General features: G+C 64.4%; 14 protein-coding genes. 5 read left to right on the top strand and 9 right to left on the bottom strand.

All coding sequences use genetic code 11. The features are described from left to right. Positions 1 to 8 precede the first annotated feature (8 nt). Complete coding sequence (locus tag G5C33_RS14105; protein ID WP_228275076.1) at positions 9 to 2,141, top strand: PKD domain-containing protein; 2,133 nt, start codon at positions 9 to 11, stop codon at positions 2,139 to 2,141. A 141-nt stretch (positions 2,142 to 2,282) separates the two neighbouring features. Here G5C33_RS14105 and G5C33_RS14100 read toward each other — a convergent pair whose 3' ends face one another. The 4 genes from G5C33_RS14100 to G5C33_RS14085 form a co-directional block, all read right to left on the bottom strand. Then, positions 2,283 to 3,572 carry an MFS transporter gene (locus G5C33_RS14100; RefSeq protein ID WP_165327811.1) on the bottom strand — a complete coding sequence of 430 codons (1,290 nt, stop codon included), beginning with the start codon at positions 3,570 to 3,572 and terminating at the stop codon, positions 2,283 to 2,285. 187 nt (positions 3,573 to 3,759) lie between these two features. Next, positions 3,760 to 4,611 (bottom strand): TauD/TfdA dioxygenase family protein, encoded by an 852-nt coding sequence (locus G5C33_RS14095; RefSeq protein WP_165327810.1) that lies wholly within the window; start codon positions 4,609 to 4,611, stop codon positions 3,760 to 3,762. A gap of 64 nt (positions 4,612 to 4,675) precedes the next feature. After that, on the bottom strand, positions 4,676 to 5,281 hold the full coding sequence (locus tag G5C33_RS14090; protein ID WP_165327809.1) for a TetR/AcrR family transcriptional regulator: 606 nt from the start codon (positions 5,279 to 5,281) through the stop codon (positions 4,676 to 4,678). Between the two features lie 55 nt (positions 5,282 to 5,336). Next, positions 5,337 to 6,083 (bottom strand): SDR family NAD(P)-dependent oxidoreductase, encoded by a 747-nt coding sequence (locus tag G5C33_RS14085; protein WP_165327808.1) that lies wholly within the window; start codon positions 6,081 to 6,083, stop codon positions 5,337 to 5,339. A gap of 171 nt (positions 6,084 to 6,254) precedes the next feature. Here G5C33_RS14085 and G5C33_RS14080 point away from each other — a divergent pair, with 171 nt between their 5' ends. Both G5C33_RS14080 and G5C33_RS14075 read left to right on the top strand, forming a co-directional pair. Next, entirely contained in the window at positions 6,255 to 7,724 is a 1,470-nt protein-coding gene (locus G5C33_RS14080; protein WP_165327807.1) for a carboxylesterase/lipase family protein, read from the top strand. A gap of 87 nt (positions 7,725 to 7,811) precedes the next feature. Continuing rightward, positions 7,812 to 7,994, top strand: coding sequence for a hypothetical protein (locus tag G5C33_RS14075; protein WP_165327806.1), 183 nt, complete (start codon positions 7,812 to 7,814; stop codon positions 7,992 to 7,994). On the opposite strand, the gene G5C33_RS14070 is transcribed toward G5C33_RS14075, so the two are convergent. Then, a complete protein-coding gene (locus tag G5C33_RS14070) occupies positions 7,991 to 8,767 on the bottom strand; it encodes an SDR family NAD(P)-dependent oxidoreductase (RefSeq protein ID WP_165327805.1) in 777 nt (258 codons plus the stop codon). The two genes, G5C33_RS14075 and G5C33_RS14070, sit on opposite strands and share 4 nt — an antisense overlap. 100 nt (positions 8,768 to 8,867) lie before the next feature. Beyond that, a complete protein-coding gene (locus G5C33_RS14065; protein WP_165327804.1) occupies positions 8,868 to 10,472 on the bottom strand; it encodes a DHA2 family efflux MFS transporter permease subunit in 1,605 nt (534 codons plus the stop codon). Positions 10,473 to 10,660: 188 nt separating this feature from the next. On the opposite strand from G5C33_RS14065, the gene G5C33_RS14060 reads away from it, so the two are divergent. Further along, positions 10,661 to 11,959 (top strand): hypothetical protein, encoded by a 1,299-nt coding sequence (locus G5C33_RS14060; RefSeq protein WP_165327803.1) that lies wholly within the window; start codon positions 10,661 to 10,663, stop codon positions 11,957 to 11,959. 54 nt (positions 11,960 to 12,013) lie between these two features. Here G5C33_RS14060 and G5C33_RS14055 read toward each other — a convergent pair whose 3' ends face one another. The 3 genes from G5C33_RS14055 to G5C33_RS14045 form a co-directional block, all read right to left on the bottom strand. After that, complete coding sequence (locus G5C33_RS14055) at positions 12,014 to 12,559, bottom strand: hypothetical protein (protein WP_165327802.1); 546 nt, start codon at positions 12,557 to 12,559, stop codon at positions 12,014 to 12,016. 124 nt (positions 12,560 to 12,683) lie between these two features. Further along, positions 12,684 to 13,718, bottom strand: a complete 1,035-nt coding sequence (locus G5C33_RS14050; protein ID WP_165327801.1) for an aldo/keto reductase — start codon at positions 13,716 to 13,718, stop codon at positions 12,684 to 12,686. A gap of 1 nt (position 13,719) precedes the next feature. Next, complete coding sequence (locus G5C33_RS14045) at positions 13,720 to 14,751, bottom strand: enoyl-CoA hydratase/isomerase family protein (protein WP_165327800.1); 1,032 nt, start codon at positions 14,749 to 14,751, stop codon at positions 13,720 to 13,722. Positions 14,752 to 14,837: 86 nt separating this feature from the next. Between G5C33_RS14045 and G5C33_RS14040 the strand changes: the two genes are divergently transcribed. After that, on the top strand, positions 14,838 to 15,521 hold the full coding sequence (locus G5C33_RS14040) for a GntR family transcriptional regulator (protein ID WP_228275075.1): 684 nt from the start codon (positions 14,838 to 14,840) through the stop codon (positions 15,519 to 15,521). The last annotated feature ends 101 nt before the right edge of the window (positions 15,522 to 15,622 follow it).

Here is a 15,622-nt window from a genome sequence, read left to right as displayed (position 1 = left end):
GAATGCGAATGGATCGGAAGCGGAAGGCGCAGGGCATTGCCCTGGCGGGGTTTCTCGTCGTGCTCGGTGGCGGCGTTGTGAGCGATGTCGCGCAAGCACAAGTCGCAAACGCGCCACTTGGCGCGGCAGGCTTCACGACCGAAGACACGATGTTCGCGCAGCCTTTTATCGACACCGACGAAATGCGCACCGATCCAGTGCCGCATCGCTATGTTCATGGCGGGTTCGAAGGCACGGATACGCGCTTTTCCTTCTATTTCCCGGCCGCGGCGGACTATGAAGGCCGCTTCTTCCAATATGTTACGCCGGTGCCCGACAGCGAGACGCTGTCGCAGGGGCAGACGGGTTCGGAAGACCGGATCGGCATGGCGCTGACCAGCGGCGGCTATTTCATCGAGACCAACGGCGGCGGGCCCAAGGCGGCCGATCCGATGTCGGGTATGGACGCGACGATCGGCGCCTGGCGCGCCAATGCCGCCGCGGCGTCTTTCTCGCGCATGGTCGCGCGGCAGATCTACGGCGAGGGTCGCGTGTACGGCTATGTCTATGGCGGCAGCGGCGGCGCCTATCGCACGATCGGCAGCATCGAGAATACGCAGGGCGTGTGGGACGGGGCGGTCCCCTATGTGATGGGATCGCCGATGGCGATACCCAACGTCTTCACCGTGCGGCTCCACGCGATGCGCGTGCTCGGGCCGAAGCTCGACGGAGTCGTCGACGCACTCGATGCCGGGGGGAGCGGCGATCCCTATGCCGGGCTCGATGCCGAGGAGCGTTCCGCGCTCGAGGAAGTCACGCGCATGGGGTTCCCGCCCGAAAGCTGGTATGCGTGGCGGACGATGGGGCCGCATGCATTCGCGCTCCTCTTCGGCGGTATCCGGCAGGCGGATGGCAGCTATTTCTCCGATTTCTGGGGCAAGCCGGGCTATGCCGGGCACGACCATCCCGATCTGTACGCCGATGCCCGCGTTCAGCTCGATACGCGCGTGACCGAAGTGATCACCGCCGATCGGGCGGAGGCGGCCGGGATCAACCTCGAACATATCCACGGCACTGCCAAGGGCACTGCCGACCAGGCCTGGCGCGCGATGGGGCTTTCCTCGGCGGGCGAAATGCCGGTGGCGTTCCGCCTTGCCGATGCGCCCGATTCCGATGCGTTGCTGCTCGCCGATCTGGTGTTGTCCGATGGCAGGAAGATCGGGTTGCGCGACGTGCAGGGTGACATCGCCGTGGTCGGGATCACCGATCCGCGGCTGCTGAGCGCCGTGAAGACGGGCGATGCAGTGCGGCTCGACAATTCGGACATTCTCGCGGTCGAGACCTATCACCGCCATCAGGTGCCGCCAGGCGACGAATATCCCGTATGGGACCAGTTTCGCGACGGCGAGGGCGTGCCGCTCTATCCGCAGCGGCCGATGGTGCTGGGGCCGCTGTTCACGCGCTTCGCGACCGGCACGCTGCCGACCGGGGAATTCAGCGGCAAGATGATCGTGATCGAGAATCTCTGGGATCGCGAAGCCTATCCCTGGCAGGCCGACTGGTATCGCAATCGTGTGATCGCGCATATCGGCGCCGATACGCTCGATGATCGCTATCGCCTATGGTTCACCGATCGCGCGCTCCACGGCGACCATGCCGATCAGGACGATCCGTCACGCGTCGTCTCCTATCTCGGCGTGCTGCATCAGGCGCTGCGCGACCTCGCCGCCTGGGTGGAGGATGGCGTGGCACCGCCGCAATCGACTGCCTATCGCGTCGAGGGCGGGCAGGTGGTGGTGCCCGCAAGCGCCGCCGAACGGCAGGGCATCCAGCCGGTCGTGACTTTGACATCGGGGGGCATCGACCGCGTCGAAGTCGCGGCAGGCACCGAAGTGACGCTGACCGGCACGATCACCGTACCGCCGGGGGCGGGCAGCGTGGTCGACGCCGAATGGGATTTCGAAGGCGACGGCACGTTCGATGCGCGCGCGGACTTGCCGGAAGGCACCGGCGAGAGCGCGCAGGTTTCGGCGAGCCATCGCTACACGAGGCCGGGCACCTATTTCGCGGTGCTGCGCGGAACTTCGCAACGTGAAGGTGATCGTGAGACGCCGTTTGCACGGGTGCAGAACCTCGCGCGGGTGCGGGTGGTGGTCGAGTAACGCGCCGCTCGCTGCTACCACAGCCGTCACCCGAACTTGCTTCACGGGCCAGCGTGCCAAAGGCGAAGTCCGTGCTTGTGGCGCGGTGGATGCTGAAACAAGTTCAGCATGACGGTTTGGTTGGGGTAAGCGGCAGCGCGTTTACGCGGCCGTTTCCTGCTGCTCGAACTTGGGATAGCTCGGCAGCGAAATCATCAGGAGGCCGCTGAGGCCGCAACCGATCGCGCCTGCCAGCAGGAACGGGCCATAGCCTCCGAACGCATCGTAGATCACGCCGGCCAGCATCGGGCCGACGCCCGATGCCAGCGCCATCAGGCCCGCCATCACGCCGTAGATCGCGCCGAAATGCCGCATCCCGCCATAGCTGGCGGTGAGGAAGCCCGTGATCTGCGTCTTCGTGCCCGCGGCATAGCCGTTCACCAGCATCGCGAAGATCACCAGCGTCCAGCTGCTGATTCCCTCCATCAGCAGCAGGAAGACGATCGCGGTGACGCCGAGCGTGATGCCGCCGATCCAGTTGGGGCGGAAGCGGTCGAGCAATGCGCCGGTGACGAGCTTACCCGCGATCGCGGCGATCCCCGCCAGGCTGGTCAGCCAGGCGGCGCTGTCGCGCGACACGCCCGCTTCGGTGAGGATCGGGAAGAGATGGATGGTGAGCCCCATCGTCAGCACCATCACGACGAAGTTGGAAATGCCGACGCGCCACAACGCGCTGTCGCGCAGGGCTTCGCGCGGGGTCAGACCCGCAAGCGGTGGCTCGGCCGCGGCTTCCTCGGTAGCGACTTCGTCACCGTCGCTCGATTCGACCGCCGGCGTGGCGGGGACCGGAGCGCGTTTGCGTGCGTCGTGGAAGAAGAAGATGCAGAGCAGCAGCGTGAGGCCGCCCCAGCCGAAGGACATGCCGGCAAAGGCCCAGCGCCAGCCGACCGTCTCGATCAGCCCGTTGGCGAGCGGCGGGACGACTGCCTGCGCCACTGCCGTGCCCGCAAGCGTGAGCCCGAGCGCCAGCCCCTTGGAGGTCGAAAAGGCGCTCAGCACGCCCGCCGTCCACGCCGTCGACTTGATCGACACCGCGACGAAGCCGAATATGACCCAGAGGATGATCCATTGCGTCGCCGATCCGCTGGCAAGGCCGAAGGAGGCGACCGACAGCATCGTGACGACGAGGCCCGGCAGCACCACCGTCCGCCCGCCGAACTTGTCGATAAGCGCGCCGAAAAAGGGCGAGAGGACCGCCGTCATCAGCAGCGCGATCGACGGGCCGGAGGAAAGCAGCGTTCGGCTCCACCCGAAGTCGCGCGCGAGTGGCTGCATGAACACGCCGGTTGCCGCCAGCATGATCGAAAAGAAGGAAAAGCCCATCGACGCGGCGAGAACCAGCGTCCAGTTGCGCTTCCACTCCTGCGTGGCGATGCTCTTGCCGTCGGTCATGCGCCCTCTCTCGCCCGCGCTCTGTTCTGATACTGCGGGTCATTTCGCGTTGAAGGGCAAGGCTTCCCCGCAGCGCGTCCTCGCGTCAACCAATTCGCTTCCCGGCGTGCCAAACACCGCTGCCACGAACGAAAACGCCCGGCGTCTCGCGACACCGGGCGTTCGTGTTCGGCAAAGCCGGAGCGGCTTACTCGAAAGGCTCTTCGCCCTGGAGCTTGGTGCGGTGCATCATGCGGCCGCAGGTGGGATCATAGGCTTCGGCGCGGTGCATCGTGCCGGTATTGTCCCACATCACCATGTCGCCGACCGACCATTCGTGGCTGTAGCTGAACTGTTCCTGCGTCGCCCATTCGCGCAGACCGTGGATGATCACCGCGCTTTCCATCGGATCCTTGCCGACGACGGTGTGCGTCGTGCAGCCGATCACCAGCGATTCGCGGCCCGATTCATGCTTCCAGACGAGCGGCAGTTCGTTGTCGCCGATCTTCTGCATGCCCTGAAGCAGCGCGAGACTGGGTTCGGGATCATAGTAGAAGAGCGAGGCCCAGGCGCCGTGGCGCGCGCGATACTGGCGATATTCGGCCTTCTTGTCCTCGTCGAGCGCATCGAACGCGGCATAGGTGTTGCAGAAGCCGGTATTGCCGCCCCAGGTCGCGGGCACCTTGCACGAGAGCAGCGAGGCGAGGATCGGAACCTCGTTCATCGTGCCGTCGATATGCCAGTAGAGCGAGCCCTTGAGGTACAGCGCGCTCGAGGGGTTTTCCTTCACGTCGAGCGTGACCTTGTGGATTTCCTCCCGGCCTTCCGACGACATTTCCGGCGCGAAGGTACCGAGCGTCTTGGTGAAGGCGATCTGCTCCTCGTCGCTGAAATCGATCTTGGGGAAGACGAGTACGCCGCGCGCTTCGAGCAGCTCGCGAATGTCGTTCGCCAGCGCGCCCGACAGCAATTCTTCCTTGCTGTTGAGAACACGGCTGCCGATCAGCGGCTTGATGTCTTCATGCTTGAGCTGGACGTCGGTCTTTACGGCGGTGGCCATCGCTGTCTCTCCGGGGGATGTGTATTTCTTGAACGGGTGTTCAAACACAAAAACCCTGAAAATGTCAAGATGTCGGAGCGGGCTCTGATTGCGCCGAAAGCACGCGATCCAGCCAGTTTTCAACCATCCTGCGGGCGTCGTCATGGCCCGATTCGATGCCCAGTTCGGCCTCCATCGCCAGCGCTCGGCCGATCCCGGCAAGGATCAGCGCAAGCCCCTCGGGTGTCGCCTGATGCTCGGCACCGATGCGGTCGCCCAGAACGCGCTGCATCAGTTCGGCCTGGCGCGCGCGCATGTCCGCGCTGTGCCTGGCGACTTCGGCACGGATGCCTTCGCGATGGCTGGCATAGGCGAGAAATTCGATCGTCAGCCGGTTGCGGCTGGTGTCGGTGAAGATGCGCCACAGCGCATGGACCGGATCGGCGCCCGCAAGCGCGGCGTCGAGCAACGCGTCGCTCTGTTCGGCGCCGCGCCGGAAGACGGCGAGGAACACGTCCTCGGTCGTCGGAAAATAATAATGGACCAGCGACGGCTGCAGCCCCGCGACCGCGGCGACGCGCCGCGTGCTGGCCGCGGCATAGCCTTCGTCGCGGATGACCTGCTCCGCCGCGTCGAGGATGCGCGCGCGCGTTTCCGAATTTTCCGCGCCGATGCGCCGCTTCCCTGCCATGACGTCACCATAGGATGCCGGGGCACGGGAAGTAAAACGCCGGGACGATCGAAGGTCAGGCCGAACCCATGTAGCGACCGCCGTTCATGCTGATCGTCTGGCCGGTCATGTAGCCTGCTTCCTCCGAAGCGAGGAAGGCGACGGCGGCGGCGATATCCTCGGGCTGGCCGACGCGCTTCATCGGCAGCGTCTGGGCGAAGGCCTCGACGTCGACCGGCGCGGCGCGCAGCATCGGCGTGTCGATGAAGCCCGGCGGGACCATGTTGACTGTGACGCCGGTGGGCGCGAATTCGAGCGCCAGCGCCTTGGTGAGGCCCAGCAGCCCGCCCTTGGACGAGACATAATGGCCCTGGCCGAACGATCCCGACTGCGTGCTGGACGAGGTGATGTTGATGATCCGGCCCCATCCGGCCTCGACCATCGCGGGCAGCATCTCGCGGATGCAGAGATGCGGGCCCTTGAGGTTGACCGCGATCACCTTGTCCCACAGCTCTTCGGTGATTTCCATATAGGGCGTGAAGGGCGCCATGCCGGCATTGTTCACCAGGATCGAGATTTCGCCCAGTTCCTTGCGCGTCTGATCGGCGGCGGCCTTGATCGCGGCCTTGTCGGCGCAATCGGCTTCGAGGCCGATCGCCTTGCCGCCCGCGTCGGTGATCATCTTTGCGGTTTCGGCGGCGGTATCGCCGTTCAGGTCCCACACCGCGACAGCGGCATCGTCCTTGGCGAGCCGGACGGCGATGGCGCGGCCGATTCCCGAACCGCCCCCGGTGACGACGGCTACCTTTCCTTCGAGCGACATGGACGCATCCTCACTTGTTTGCTTGCATTGTGCGTTTGATGGGCGGCGGGGGGTGTCGCCTCAAGGCGAAATCAGCCGGTGAGGCGATAAATCGCAGAGGCGTACTCGCTTGCTTCCGCCCAGGGCGTTCGGCGGTTAGCCTCGCATGATAAACAAGATGGGGAGAGGGTGATGGATGCGCTGACGGTGGAAACCGGCTCAGGGCCGGTGCGTGGGAGCGTGGCGTGCGCGGGTGTCCGCAAGTGGATGGGTATCCCTTTCGCCCGCGCGCCGCGCTTTGCCGCGCCCGAGCCGCATCCCGGCTGGAGCGACGTGCGGGATGCCACGCGGGCCGGGCCGCAATGCCCGCAGATGTTCGGCAGCAAGGCGAAGCGCGCCCGCATGGCGGAACCGGACTTTTCCGAAGAATGCCTCAGCCTCAACATTTATGCGCCCGCGACCCAGGGCGATGAGAAGCTGCCCGTCTATGTCTGGATACACGGTGGTGCGTTTCTCGCGGGGGGAGGGGCTGCCTATGACGGCAGCCTGATGGCGCAGACCGGGCATTGCCTCGTTGTCACCATCAATTATCGGCTCGGCGTGCTAGGGTTCGTCGATTTCGGCGATGCGCTCGGCTTGCCCGATATCCCGTCGAACCTCGGCCTGGGCGATCAGATCGCGGCGCTGCGATGGGTCCGTGACAATATCGCGGCGTTCGGCGGCGATCCCGAAAAAGTGACGATCGGCGGACAATCTGCCGGTTCGATGTCGGTGTCGCTGCTGATGCTCGCGCAAGGCGCATGGCCGCTGTTTCGCGGCGCGATCATGCAGAGCGGCGCAGTGAGCCTGATCCACAGCCGGGAAACAGCGCAGCGGATCGCGCGTCGCTATGCCGAGCTGCTCGATCTCAATCAGGGTGACCTGGAGAAACTGCGAACCATGCCGCTGCGCCGACTGTTCGAGGCGCAGGGGACAGTCGATGCCGAAACGCCCGGCGGCATTCCCGCTGCGCCCTGGTATGACGGCGATCTGCTGCCCGAATCGCTGGCGGCTGCACAGGCGGCACCCACCGCACCCGTTCCGCTGATCGCCGGAGCCGCGCGCGAGGAATCGCGACTGTTCGAACTGATGCCGGGCAGCATCCTGCCCACCAGGCGGGCCGAAGTGGCCGAACGGCTGACAGGGGGGCTGGGAGAAGCGGCGGCGGGCGAGATTCTGGCGGCCTATCCCGACAACAAGGCGGGCAATCGCGCGCTGGCGAGCGATTTCAGCTTCGGCATGCCGACACGCAATTTCGCCGAACGCCATGCGGCGCATCAGCCGACATGGTTTTACCGTTTTGATTACAGCCACCCGATTGCCGGGGCGACGCACGGGCTCGATCTTACGCTGACCTGGCCGATGAAGGGGCTGCGCGCGGCATTGGCGCGTGGCGGGCCGATGAAGGGTAAACGCGCCGCACTGGGCGGGCGGATGATCGATCACTATGCGCATTTCGTGCGCGACCTGACCCCCGTCCTGCCGCGGGGTGCAGAGTGGCCGCAATATCGGCCAAACGAGCGCAAGGTGAAGATATTTGCTCTGGCCGATCGCGTCGAAACCGACCCGGACGCGGAGCGCGTGGCGGCATGGGCGGGGCGTGACGTAGGGTCGCGCGGCTAGCGGCCGCCTTGCGCATGGCGGCGCGGTTGACTTACGCGGGCGCAACGTTTCTTTTGCCGCCGTCGCACCCTGGAAGAAAGGCCCGCAATGGACAAGCCTCGGCGAGGAAAATTCCTGTTCAGCATCTTTGCCGGGACGCTGTTCGGGATCATCTTCGACAATCTCGCGCTCGGCATCCTTTTCGGGTTGTTCGTGCTGTTCGCCACTGGCGCGGCGAAGCGCAGCGAGCCCCAGCCCGACCCTGACGACAAGCCCAGATCCGAAGTCTAGTCGGATTCGACCCATTTCGAGGTGAGCGCGCGCGGCGAGAGATATTTGGTCTTGGTCCAGCCGCCATCGACGACGATCGTCTGGCCGTTGATCATTTCGGCGCCGGGCGAGCAGAGGAATGCAATGGTGCTGGCGATATCGTCGGTTTCGGCCAGCCGTGGATAGGGCGTGGTTTCCACGTTCACGCGCTTGAACATCTCGTCCTCGAACCGGTGACGGACCATGTCGGTCATCGTCACGCCGGGCGCGACATTATTGGCGCGGATGCCCTTAGGGCCATAGTCGCAGGCGATATGCTCGGTGAGCGAGGACAGCCCGCCCTTCGCCGCCGAATAGGCGCCGCCGCGCCGCCCACCGATCTCGGCATAGGTCGACGTCACGTTGATGATCGCGCTGCCCGCTTCCATATGGACGATCGCTTCGCGGGCGAGGCGGAAGGGCGCGCGCAGCATGACGGAGAGGAAAGCGTCGAGCAGCTCGTCCTCGGTTTCGTGCAGCGGCTTGGGGCTGCCCGCGCCGGCATTGTTGATCAGAAAGTCGATCCGCCCGAAGCGTTCGAGCGCGAGGCCCACGATCCGTTGCGGCGCATCGTCGGTGGTGACGTCGACCGAGAGCGTCGCGAGCCTGTCGGGATCGCCGATTTCCCTTTCGAGCGTTTCGAGCTTGGTCGTGTCGCGGCCGATGCCCACGATCGCCATGCCCATTCCGTGCAGCATTTTCGCCGTGGCAAGCCCGATGCCGCTGCCCGCGCCGGTGATGATTGCTACCTGCATGATCCGCTCCTTGAAATACTCCGGCAGGTCGGTGCCAGCGAAGACGGGGCGGGGGCAAGCCCGGTGCGGCGGCTATCGCAGCGGCGAAGGGGACGCCCCGTCAGTGGCCGGCTGCGGACGGGTCAGGCTTGGCGCCCGCACGCGCGGGTTTGCGCATCAGGAAAACGAGCGGCACCGCGCAGCTGGTGAGGATCGCCATCAGCTTGAAGTCATTGAGATAGCCGATCATCGCGGCCTGACGGGATATCTCCGCATTTGCCATCGCAAGCACCGTCTGCCCGGTTGTTCCCAGCGCCTGGAGCAGGCCGGGATCGAAAGTTTCGAGCGTTTCGGCGGAAATGTGCGGGGTCAGCGCCGCGTGCGATATCTGACTGGTTCGGGCGAGTACCGTCGTCACCACCGAAATGCCGATCGACGCGCCGACGCTGCGGGTGATATTCATCAGGCTCGCTGCCTCGGTGCGGTATTTGCCCGGCAGCGTTCCGAAGGCGAGCGTGTTGAGCGGGGTGAAGGCGAAGCCCATCCCCAGCCCCTGCAGAAAACCCGAAACGAGGATCGGCGTCGTCCCCATATCGAGCGCCCATCCGGTCATCATCCACATCGACCAGGCGGAGATGGCAAAGCCCGCCGCCACCAATATTCGCGGATCGAACCCGCGATGCATCAGGAACCCGGCCACTGCCGTTGTGCAGATCACTCCGGTACCGCGCGGCGTGAGCAGCAATCCGGTGTCGAACACCGAATGGCCGTAGATATTCTCGATCATCGGCGGTAGCAGCGCCATCGTCGCCATCATGATGACGCCCATGATCGCGAGGAAGACCAACGACGTGACGAGATTTCGGTCGCGGAAGATCTCGCGATCGAACATCGGATTCTTCGCGGTGACCATGTGCGTCACGAACATCCAGAGCCCGACAAAGGTGATCAGCAGCTCGAGCTGCACCTCGAAGCTTTGCAGCCAGTCCTCGTTCTGACCGCGGTCGAGCATCAGTTGCAGCGCGGCGAGACCCACCGCGAGCAGACTGAATCCGTAGAGATCGAAGCCGCGCCGTCGTTTCGGGCGCGAGGGCAACAGCCAGAAGAGCAATGCGGCGCAGACCACGCCGATCGGCAAATTGACGTAGAAAACCCAGCGCCATTCGAAATTGTCGGTCAGCCAGCCGCCGATCACCGGCCCCATGATTGGCCCGACCATGATGCCCATCGCCCAGATCGACATTGCGCGCGCCTGTCGCGATGGGGGGTTGATGTCGAGCAGCACGGTTTGCGAGAGCGGATTCAGAAACGCCGCCGACACGCCCTGCATCATGCGGAACATCACCATTTCGGGCAGATTCTGCGCCATGCCGCACAGCGCCGATGACGCCACGAAGCCGACAAGCGCGAGCAGGAACAGATTGCGTGAGCCGATCCGGTCGGCAAGCCAGCCGGTGATCGGCATCGCGATTGCCGTCGCGACCAGATAGCTGGTCAGAACCCAGGTGATGGTGTCGCGCGTCGCCCCCAGGCTGGTCTGCATGTGCGGCAACGCGACATTGGCGATGGTGGTGTCGAGGATCTGCATGATCGTCGCCAGCATCACGCCGACTGTCAGCAGCCCGCGATGGCGGACCGGCAGCAACGCGCCGTCCTCGACGGCCGGAGCCGCCGGTGCATGGCTCCGAGGACGGGAAGCGGTGGGGGACGGCGCGGAAGTAGCCATGCAGTGCAGTCGATCCGAAACAACAGTGCGGAACCGCGCATCGATTGGGGAGAGGATGCGGCGGTTCCGCGATGCGGCATCTAATAAGCATGCTTATAGATTTCAAGCTGAAACCAAATATTCCGAAACAGAACATTGGTGCCGCTTCGCCATGTCCGGTAGTCGGCTATGCGGAGGAGAGACGTGCGATGGGGCAAATACCGATCATCGATGCTGTTCGGGGAGACCGCCACGGGCTGGAATTTCCCGCGCATATCGCGGCGCTTCGGGCGGCTGGTATCGACTTCCTGACGGCGGCTTTCCGTGCCGAAGGCATTCTGGACGCAGACAATCGCGTTCGCGCAATCACCGAATTCGCCGAATGTCCGGGCGGGTCCACGGGGCGCAAGCTGTTCCTTTCAGTCGCCTATGACCGGCCGCAGCCCGGCCTGCCCGAGCGCCTGTTCGCCAAATTCTCGCGCGATTTCGACGATCCGGTGCGCGATTCGGGCAAGGATCAGATGGAAAGCGAGGTGCTGCTCGCGGCGATGTCGCACAGCCCCGATTTTCCCATCGCCGTGCCGCGCGCGTTGTTCGCCGACTATCATCGCGAAAGCGGCACTGGCCTGCTGATTACCGATCGGATCGCGTTCGGCCGGGGGGATATCGAACCGCATTACGACAAGTGCCTCGACTGGCGGATGGCCGATCCGCTGGAGCATTATCGTGCACTGGTGACGGCGATTGCGCGCATTGCCGGTGCGCATCGCGCCGGCGATCTTGACGCCGATATTGTATCGCAATTTCCATTCGATCCGGGCCGGGCGGCGGCGGGGGATCCGATCCGTTATGATGCGCGGCGGCTGGGCAACCGCATCGCGCGCTTCGCTGATTTTGCAGGGCGCTATCCGCATCTCTTTCCCGAGGCGATCCGCCATCCCGATTTCATCACGCGGCTCGAACGCGAAGTGCCGCGCGTGCTGGAACAGGAAGGCGCGATCAAGGCGCGGCTGCATGCGCACTCGGACCTGATCGCGTTGACGCACTGGAACGCCAATGTCGACAATGGCTGGTTCTGGCGCGATGAGGCCGGGCAGCTCCATTGCGGGCTGATGGACTGGGGCCGGGTGGGGCAGATGAACGTCGCGCTGGCGCTGTGGGGCGCGCTCAGTGCCGCCGAACCCGAGATGCTGGCGGAGCATCTCGATGATCTGCTCACGTTGTTCACCGCCGAATATCGCGCGGCGGGCGGGCCGCGGGTCGATCCGGTGCTGCTCGGTCTGCATTTCGACATGTTCGTGGCAACGATGGGCCTGGCCTGGCTGATGGACGCGCCGCCGATGATCGCGGCGCGCATCCCCGATCTGGAGGCTGCGAGCGGTCCGCACGATCCCCGCTTCCAGCGTGACGAAGTTGCGCGGACGCAGCTCTATATGAGTGCGAACTTCCTCGGCCTGTGGGAGCGGCGCGATTTCGGACCTTCGATGGAGAAGTTGCTGGCGCTCTAGGCGGCAGACCCATGAACGGGTCTGTCGGCTAACGACCCATTGCGGACATGCGTTTCAACCCGCAGGTTGAGGCTCGCTGACATATTTTGATGCTGCGGCTGGATCGAGTTTGTAGCCTGTCGGTGTTCGCACAAGATCGCGGTGCAACGGTATCGTTCGACGATCGATAATCGGAAGCGATAGGGTATCTGGCCAGCGTTTGCGAATTGCCTGCATGGCTCGTTCACGAAAGCGGCTGGCTAGGGCCGCGTCCTCTCCCCGAGCAAACATGATCCAGACTTGGCCAATATGATCCGCCTGATCCATTACTACGGCCCAATTCTCCTCATCCTCTTGCCCCCTCCATACGCCAACATGGATGGACATTTTTGCCGCTGGCATTGCTTCCGCAGTCTGGCGGAGTTCTTCATCGCTTGCTGCGTCCAAGTGTCCGCCCTCGGCCGTTGCAGCTCCCCTAAGAATGGCGATAAAGGCCGCACGATCTTCGGCTGTTGAAAGTGGAACTTCAAACGCCGCGACTGTCTCGTTGCTCGCGGGCTGCGGCGCCACGCCGCAAGCTGCGCAGGTCCAGATCATCAATGAAACAAGCAGCAAGCGCATCGCAGAACGATAGCGCCGTCCCAAGGACCGTCAATGGCAGCTAATCACTCCAATTCCAGCCGTTGAGCCGCCATCCCGGTAGCGGCCCTTTATGCGTTCCCGAAGTTCCTCCCCGGGGGAGGAATTAGGCCTGCCTCAGCGCCTTGGCGGTCTTCCGGTCGGGTTCGATCCATTGCGACGTCGCGTAGATCGGCTTGATCGCGGTCGCTGCGTCCAGCTCCGCCATGTCCTCGTCGCTGAGCACCATGTCCGCCGCGCCGAGATTGTTGTCGAGCTGATGCGCCTTGGTTGCGCCGATCAGCACGCTGGTCACGCCCGGCCGGCGCAGCAGCCAGGCGATGGCGAGCTGGGGCAGGGTGCAGCCGCGCCGTTCGGCGATGCCGCGCATCACCTCAAGCAGCGCGAAGCCCTGTTCGCGGTCGAAGCCGAGCATGTCGAAATCGGAGAAGCGGTTGTCGGGCTTTTCCAGGTCCGCGCGGCTGTACGCGCCGCTCAGAAAGCCGAAGGCGAGCGGACTCCACACGGTCATGCCGAGGTCGTAGCGACCCATCATCGGCACATGATCGCGCTCGACGTCGCGGCCGAGCAGCGAATAATACATCTGCCCGTGGGTGAATTGCGCAAGGCCGTTGGCGCGCTGAAACTCCATCGCCGCCGATGCCTTCCACGCGCTCCAGTTGGAAAAGCCGATATAGCGGACCTTGCCCGAGCGAACGACGGTGTCGAGCGCCTCGAGCGTTTCCTCAAGCGGCGTGAAGTTATCCTCGCGGTGACAGACATAACAGTCGATCCAGTCGGTGCCGAGCCGCTTCAGGCTCTGATCGACCGACCAGAGGATATGCCGCCGCGACAGTCCGCCGTGCAGCAATTCGCGGTCGATCACGCCGCGATTGCCGACCTTGGTCGTCAGCACCACCTTGTCGCGATGCGGCTTCAGCGCCGCGCCGAGCAGGCTTTCGGATTCACCATCGGCATAGACATCGGCGGTGTCAAAGAAATTGACCCCGGCATCGATCGCGCGGCCGACCAGCTGATCGGCCAGCTCGGCGCCCACCTTGTACACCGATTGCAACGTCCGGTTGCCCTGGGTGAAGGTGAGCGCCCCGAAGCCGAGCCGCGAGACGATCAGGCCGGTATTGCCGAGCGTCGCGTACTGCATCCTACTTCTTGGACTTGCCGGCGGGCTTTTTCGCGGGTGCCTTTTTGGGCTTGGCCGCGCCGTCCTTGCCCTTCATCCGGCCGCCCTTGCTCAGCCGCCATTCGGGCGGATAGAGCTCGTCATTGTCCTTGACGGCGTTGTTCAGCCCCTTGCCGAACGTCTCCTTGTCGAGCGTGAGTTCGTGCGCGTCGTTGCGCACCTGACCCAGCATCGATTCGAGCCATGCGGTCATGATCGACCCCATATATTCGCCCTGCTGCTGCTTATAGATCTCGAACAGCGTCTTCTGCATGTAGACGACGTCGGTCGGGCGGGTGACGGCGCAGGCGCGGGCATATTTGTCGACTTCGGCCTCCAGCTCGTCGCGCGGGACGACGCTGTTGACGAAATTGCAGTTCGCCATTTCCTCGGCAGTGAAGGGGCGGCCGGTGAACACCATTTCCTGGAACTTGCGCAGCCCCATCATCGTCGCCCATTGCCACATACGCGGGCCCCAGCCGACATAGCGGAAGCTGGGGTGACCGAAGAGCGCGTCGTCGGACGAGATCACCATGTCGGCGTCGGCGCACTGATAGAAATGCCAACCATAGCAATAGCCCTTGGCCTCGATGATGCTGATCTTCTTGAAATCCTGCAGCGTGCGGCAGCCGTAATTGCTGTTGGCATAAAGCTGCGTCAGCTGGGCGAGATAGCGATAGCTGTCCTTGGGCGGATATTTGACGTCCTCGTCCTCGCCGATGCGGAATTCGTGGAGCAGCGAGAAGTCGCCGTCATCGGCGAGCATTTCCTCCTGCTCGGGCAGGTCGGCGCCGCCGCCAAAATTGCTGCCGACACCACGGATCAGCAGTACCTTCACATCGTCGTCGACATTGGCGCGATGGAGCAGGTCCGAATAGCGCAGCCGGGCGGCGATGGTCGGCGCGTTGAGGAAATCAGGGCGATTGAGCGTGATCGTCGCGATCTTGGTCTTCGGGTCTTTTTCGTAAAGGATGATCTCTTCGGGATCGGGGCGCTTGGCGTCGTCCTTCGGCATGTCTCACTCCTATTTGATCGGGCCGGCTTGTCGCTGGCGCGCGAAAGGCGCATAGCATTGTGTCGACAAGTGAGTGGAACGAGATTGTGGAACAATCAAGTGAAATCGCGGCGAGTTCGGGCAAGCGCGGGGCAGGCGGAGCCAGCGCTGCACGCACGGTCACGCGCGGGATCATGCGCGGGCTGGAGGAGGGGCGGTTTGTCCCCGGCCAGCGGCTGGTGGAGACCGAATTGGCAAGCCGATTCGGCGTCGGCCGCAATGCCGTTCGCGAGGCGATCCAGTGGCTTTCGGCGCAGGGCGTGATCGATGTCACGCGGCATCGCTCGCCCGCGATCCGGCTGCTCGAAGGAGAAGAAGCGCTCGAAGTGCTCGACGTGGCCGAGCGTGTGATCGGCCTCGCCGCGCGGGCTGCGGCTGCCAGCATGACTCGCGAGGATCGCCCGCGGCTGCGCGCGGCGCTCGACGCGATGCAGGCGGCGCTGACCGACGACACCCCGGGCGCGTTTTCGCGGGCGCGGCGGCATTTCTACGGTGCAATCCTGGAGATCGGCGGCAATCGCGAATTGCAGCGGATGTTTCCAGCGCTGGGGATCCACATCCTCCACGCGCAATATCGCGTCGAATCGAGCCGTGCGGCGCAGGTGGGCGACCTGCGCAACGTGGTGCAGGCGGCGGCGGCAGGCGATGCCGCGCAGGCCGAGGCGGCGGGGCGGGCTTATGTGACCGCGCTGGGGGCTGCGGTGCGAAAGATGGTGGGCGGTTCGCAATAGGGACGCTTCCCTTTTGCTTCCGCCATGCTGAACCCTTCGAGAAGTTCAGGACGGGCTTGGTTCAGCATCCACCGTGCAAAAAGCGCCGTCCGCGCAAGTGA

The organism is Sphingosinithalassobacter tenebrarum (assembly GCF_011057975.1).
Classification (GTDB): Bacteria; Pseudomonadota; Alphaproteobacteria; order Sphingomonadales; family Sphingomonadaceae; genus Sphingomonas; species Sphingomonas tenebrarum.
The sequence above is the reverse complement of the archived record's forward strand: the minus strand, read 5'-3'. Positions and strand labels throughout refer to the sequence as shown.

What these genes read in the sequence shown, in the direction of transcription:
- G5C33_RS14065 (WP_165327804.1), bottom strand. Translation starts at nt 10,472, where the DNA reads ATGGCTACTTCCGCGCCGTCCCCCACCGCTTCCCGTCCTCGGAGCCAT.
- G5C33_RS14060 (WP_165327803.1), top strand. Translation starts at nt 10,661, where the DNA reads ATGGGGCAAATACCGATCATCGATGCTGTTCGGGGAGACCGCCACGGG.
- G5C33_RS14100 (WP_165327811.1), bottom strand. Translation starts at nt 3,572, where the DNA reads ATGACCGACGGCAAGAGCATCGCCACGCAGGAGTGGAAGCGCAACTGG.
- G5C33_RS14085 (WP_165327808.1), bottom strand. Translation starts at nt 6,083, where the DNA reads ATGTCGCTCGAAGGAAAGGTAGCCGTCGTCACCGGGGGCGGTTCGGGA.
- G5C33_RS14075 (WP_165327806.1), top strand. Translation starts at nt 7,812, where the DNA reads ATGGACAAGCCTCGGCGAGGAAAATTCCTGTTCAGCATCTTTGCCGGG.
- G5C33_RS14105 (WP_228275076.1), top strand. Translation starts at nt 9, where the DNA reads ATGGATCGGAAGCGGAAGGCGCAGGGCATTGCCCTGGCGGGGTTTCTC.
- G5C33_RS14070 (WP_165327805.1), bottom strand. Translation starts at nt 8,767, where the DNA reads ATGCAGGTAGCAATCATCACCGGCGCGGGCAGCGGCATCGGGCTTGCC.
- G5C33_RS14090 (WP_165327809.1), bottom strand. Translation starts at nt 5,281, where the DNA reads ATGGCAGGGAAGCGGCGCATCGGCGCGGAAAATTCGGAAACGCGCGCG.
- G5C33_RS14055 (WP_165327802.1), bottom strand. Translation starts at nt 12,559, where the DNA reads ATGCGCTTGCTGCTTGTTTCATTGATGATCTGGACCTGCGCAGCTTGC.
- G5C33_RS14095 (WP_165327810.1), bottom strand. Translation starts at nt 4,611, where the DNA reads ATGGCCACCGCCGTAAAGACCGACGTCCAGCTCAAGCATGAAGACATC.
- G5C33_RS14050 (WP_165327801.1), bottom strand. Translation starts at nt 13,718, where the DNA reads ATGCAGTACGCGACGCTCGGCAATACCGGCCTGATCGTCTCGCGGCTC.
- G5C33_RS14080 (WP_165327807.1), top strand. Translation starts at nt 6,255, where the DNA reads ATGGATGCGCTGACGGTGGAAACCGGCTCAGGGCCGGTGCGTGGGAGC.
- G5C33_RS14045 (WP_165327800.1), bottom strand. Translation starts at nt 14,751, where the DNA reads ATGCCGAAGGACGACGCCAAGCGCCCCGATCCCGAAGAGATCATCCTT.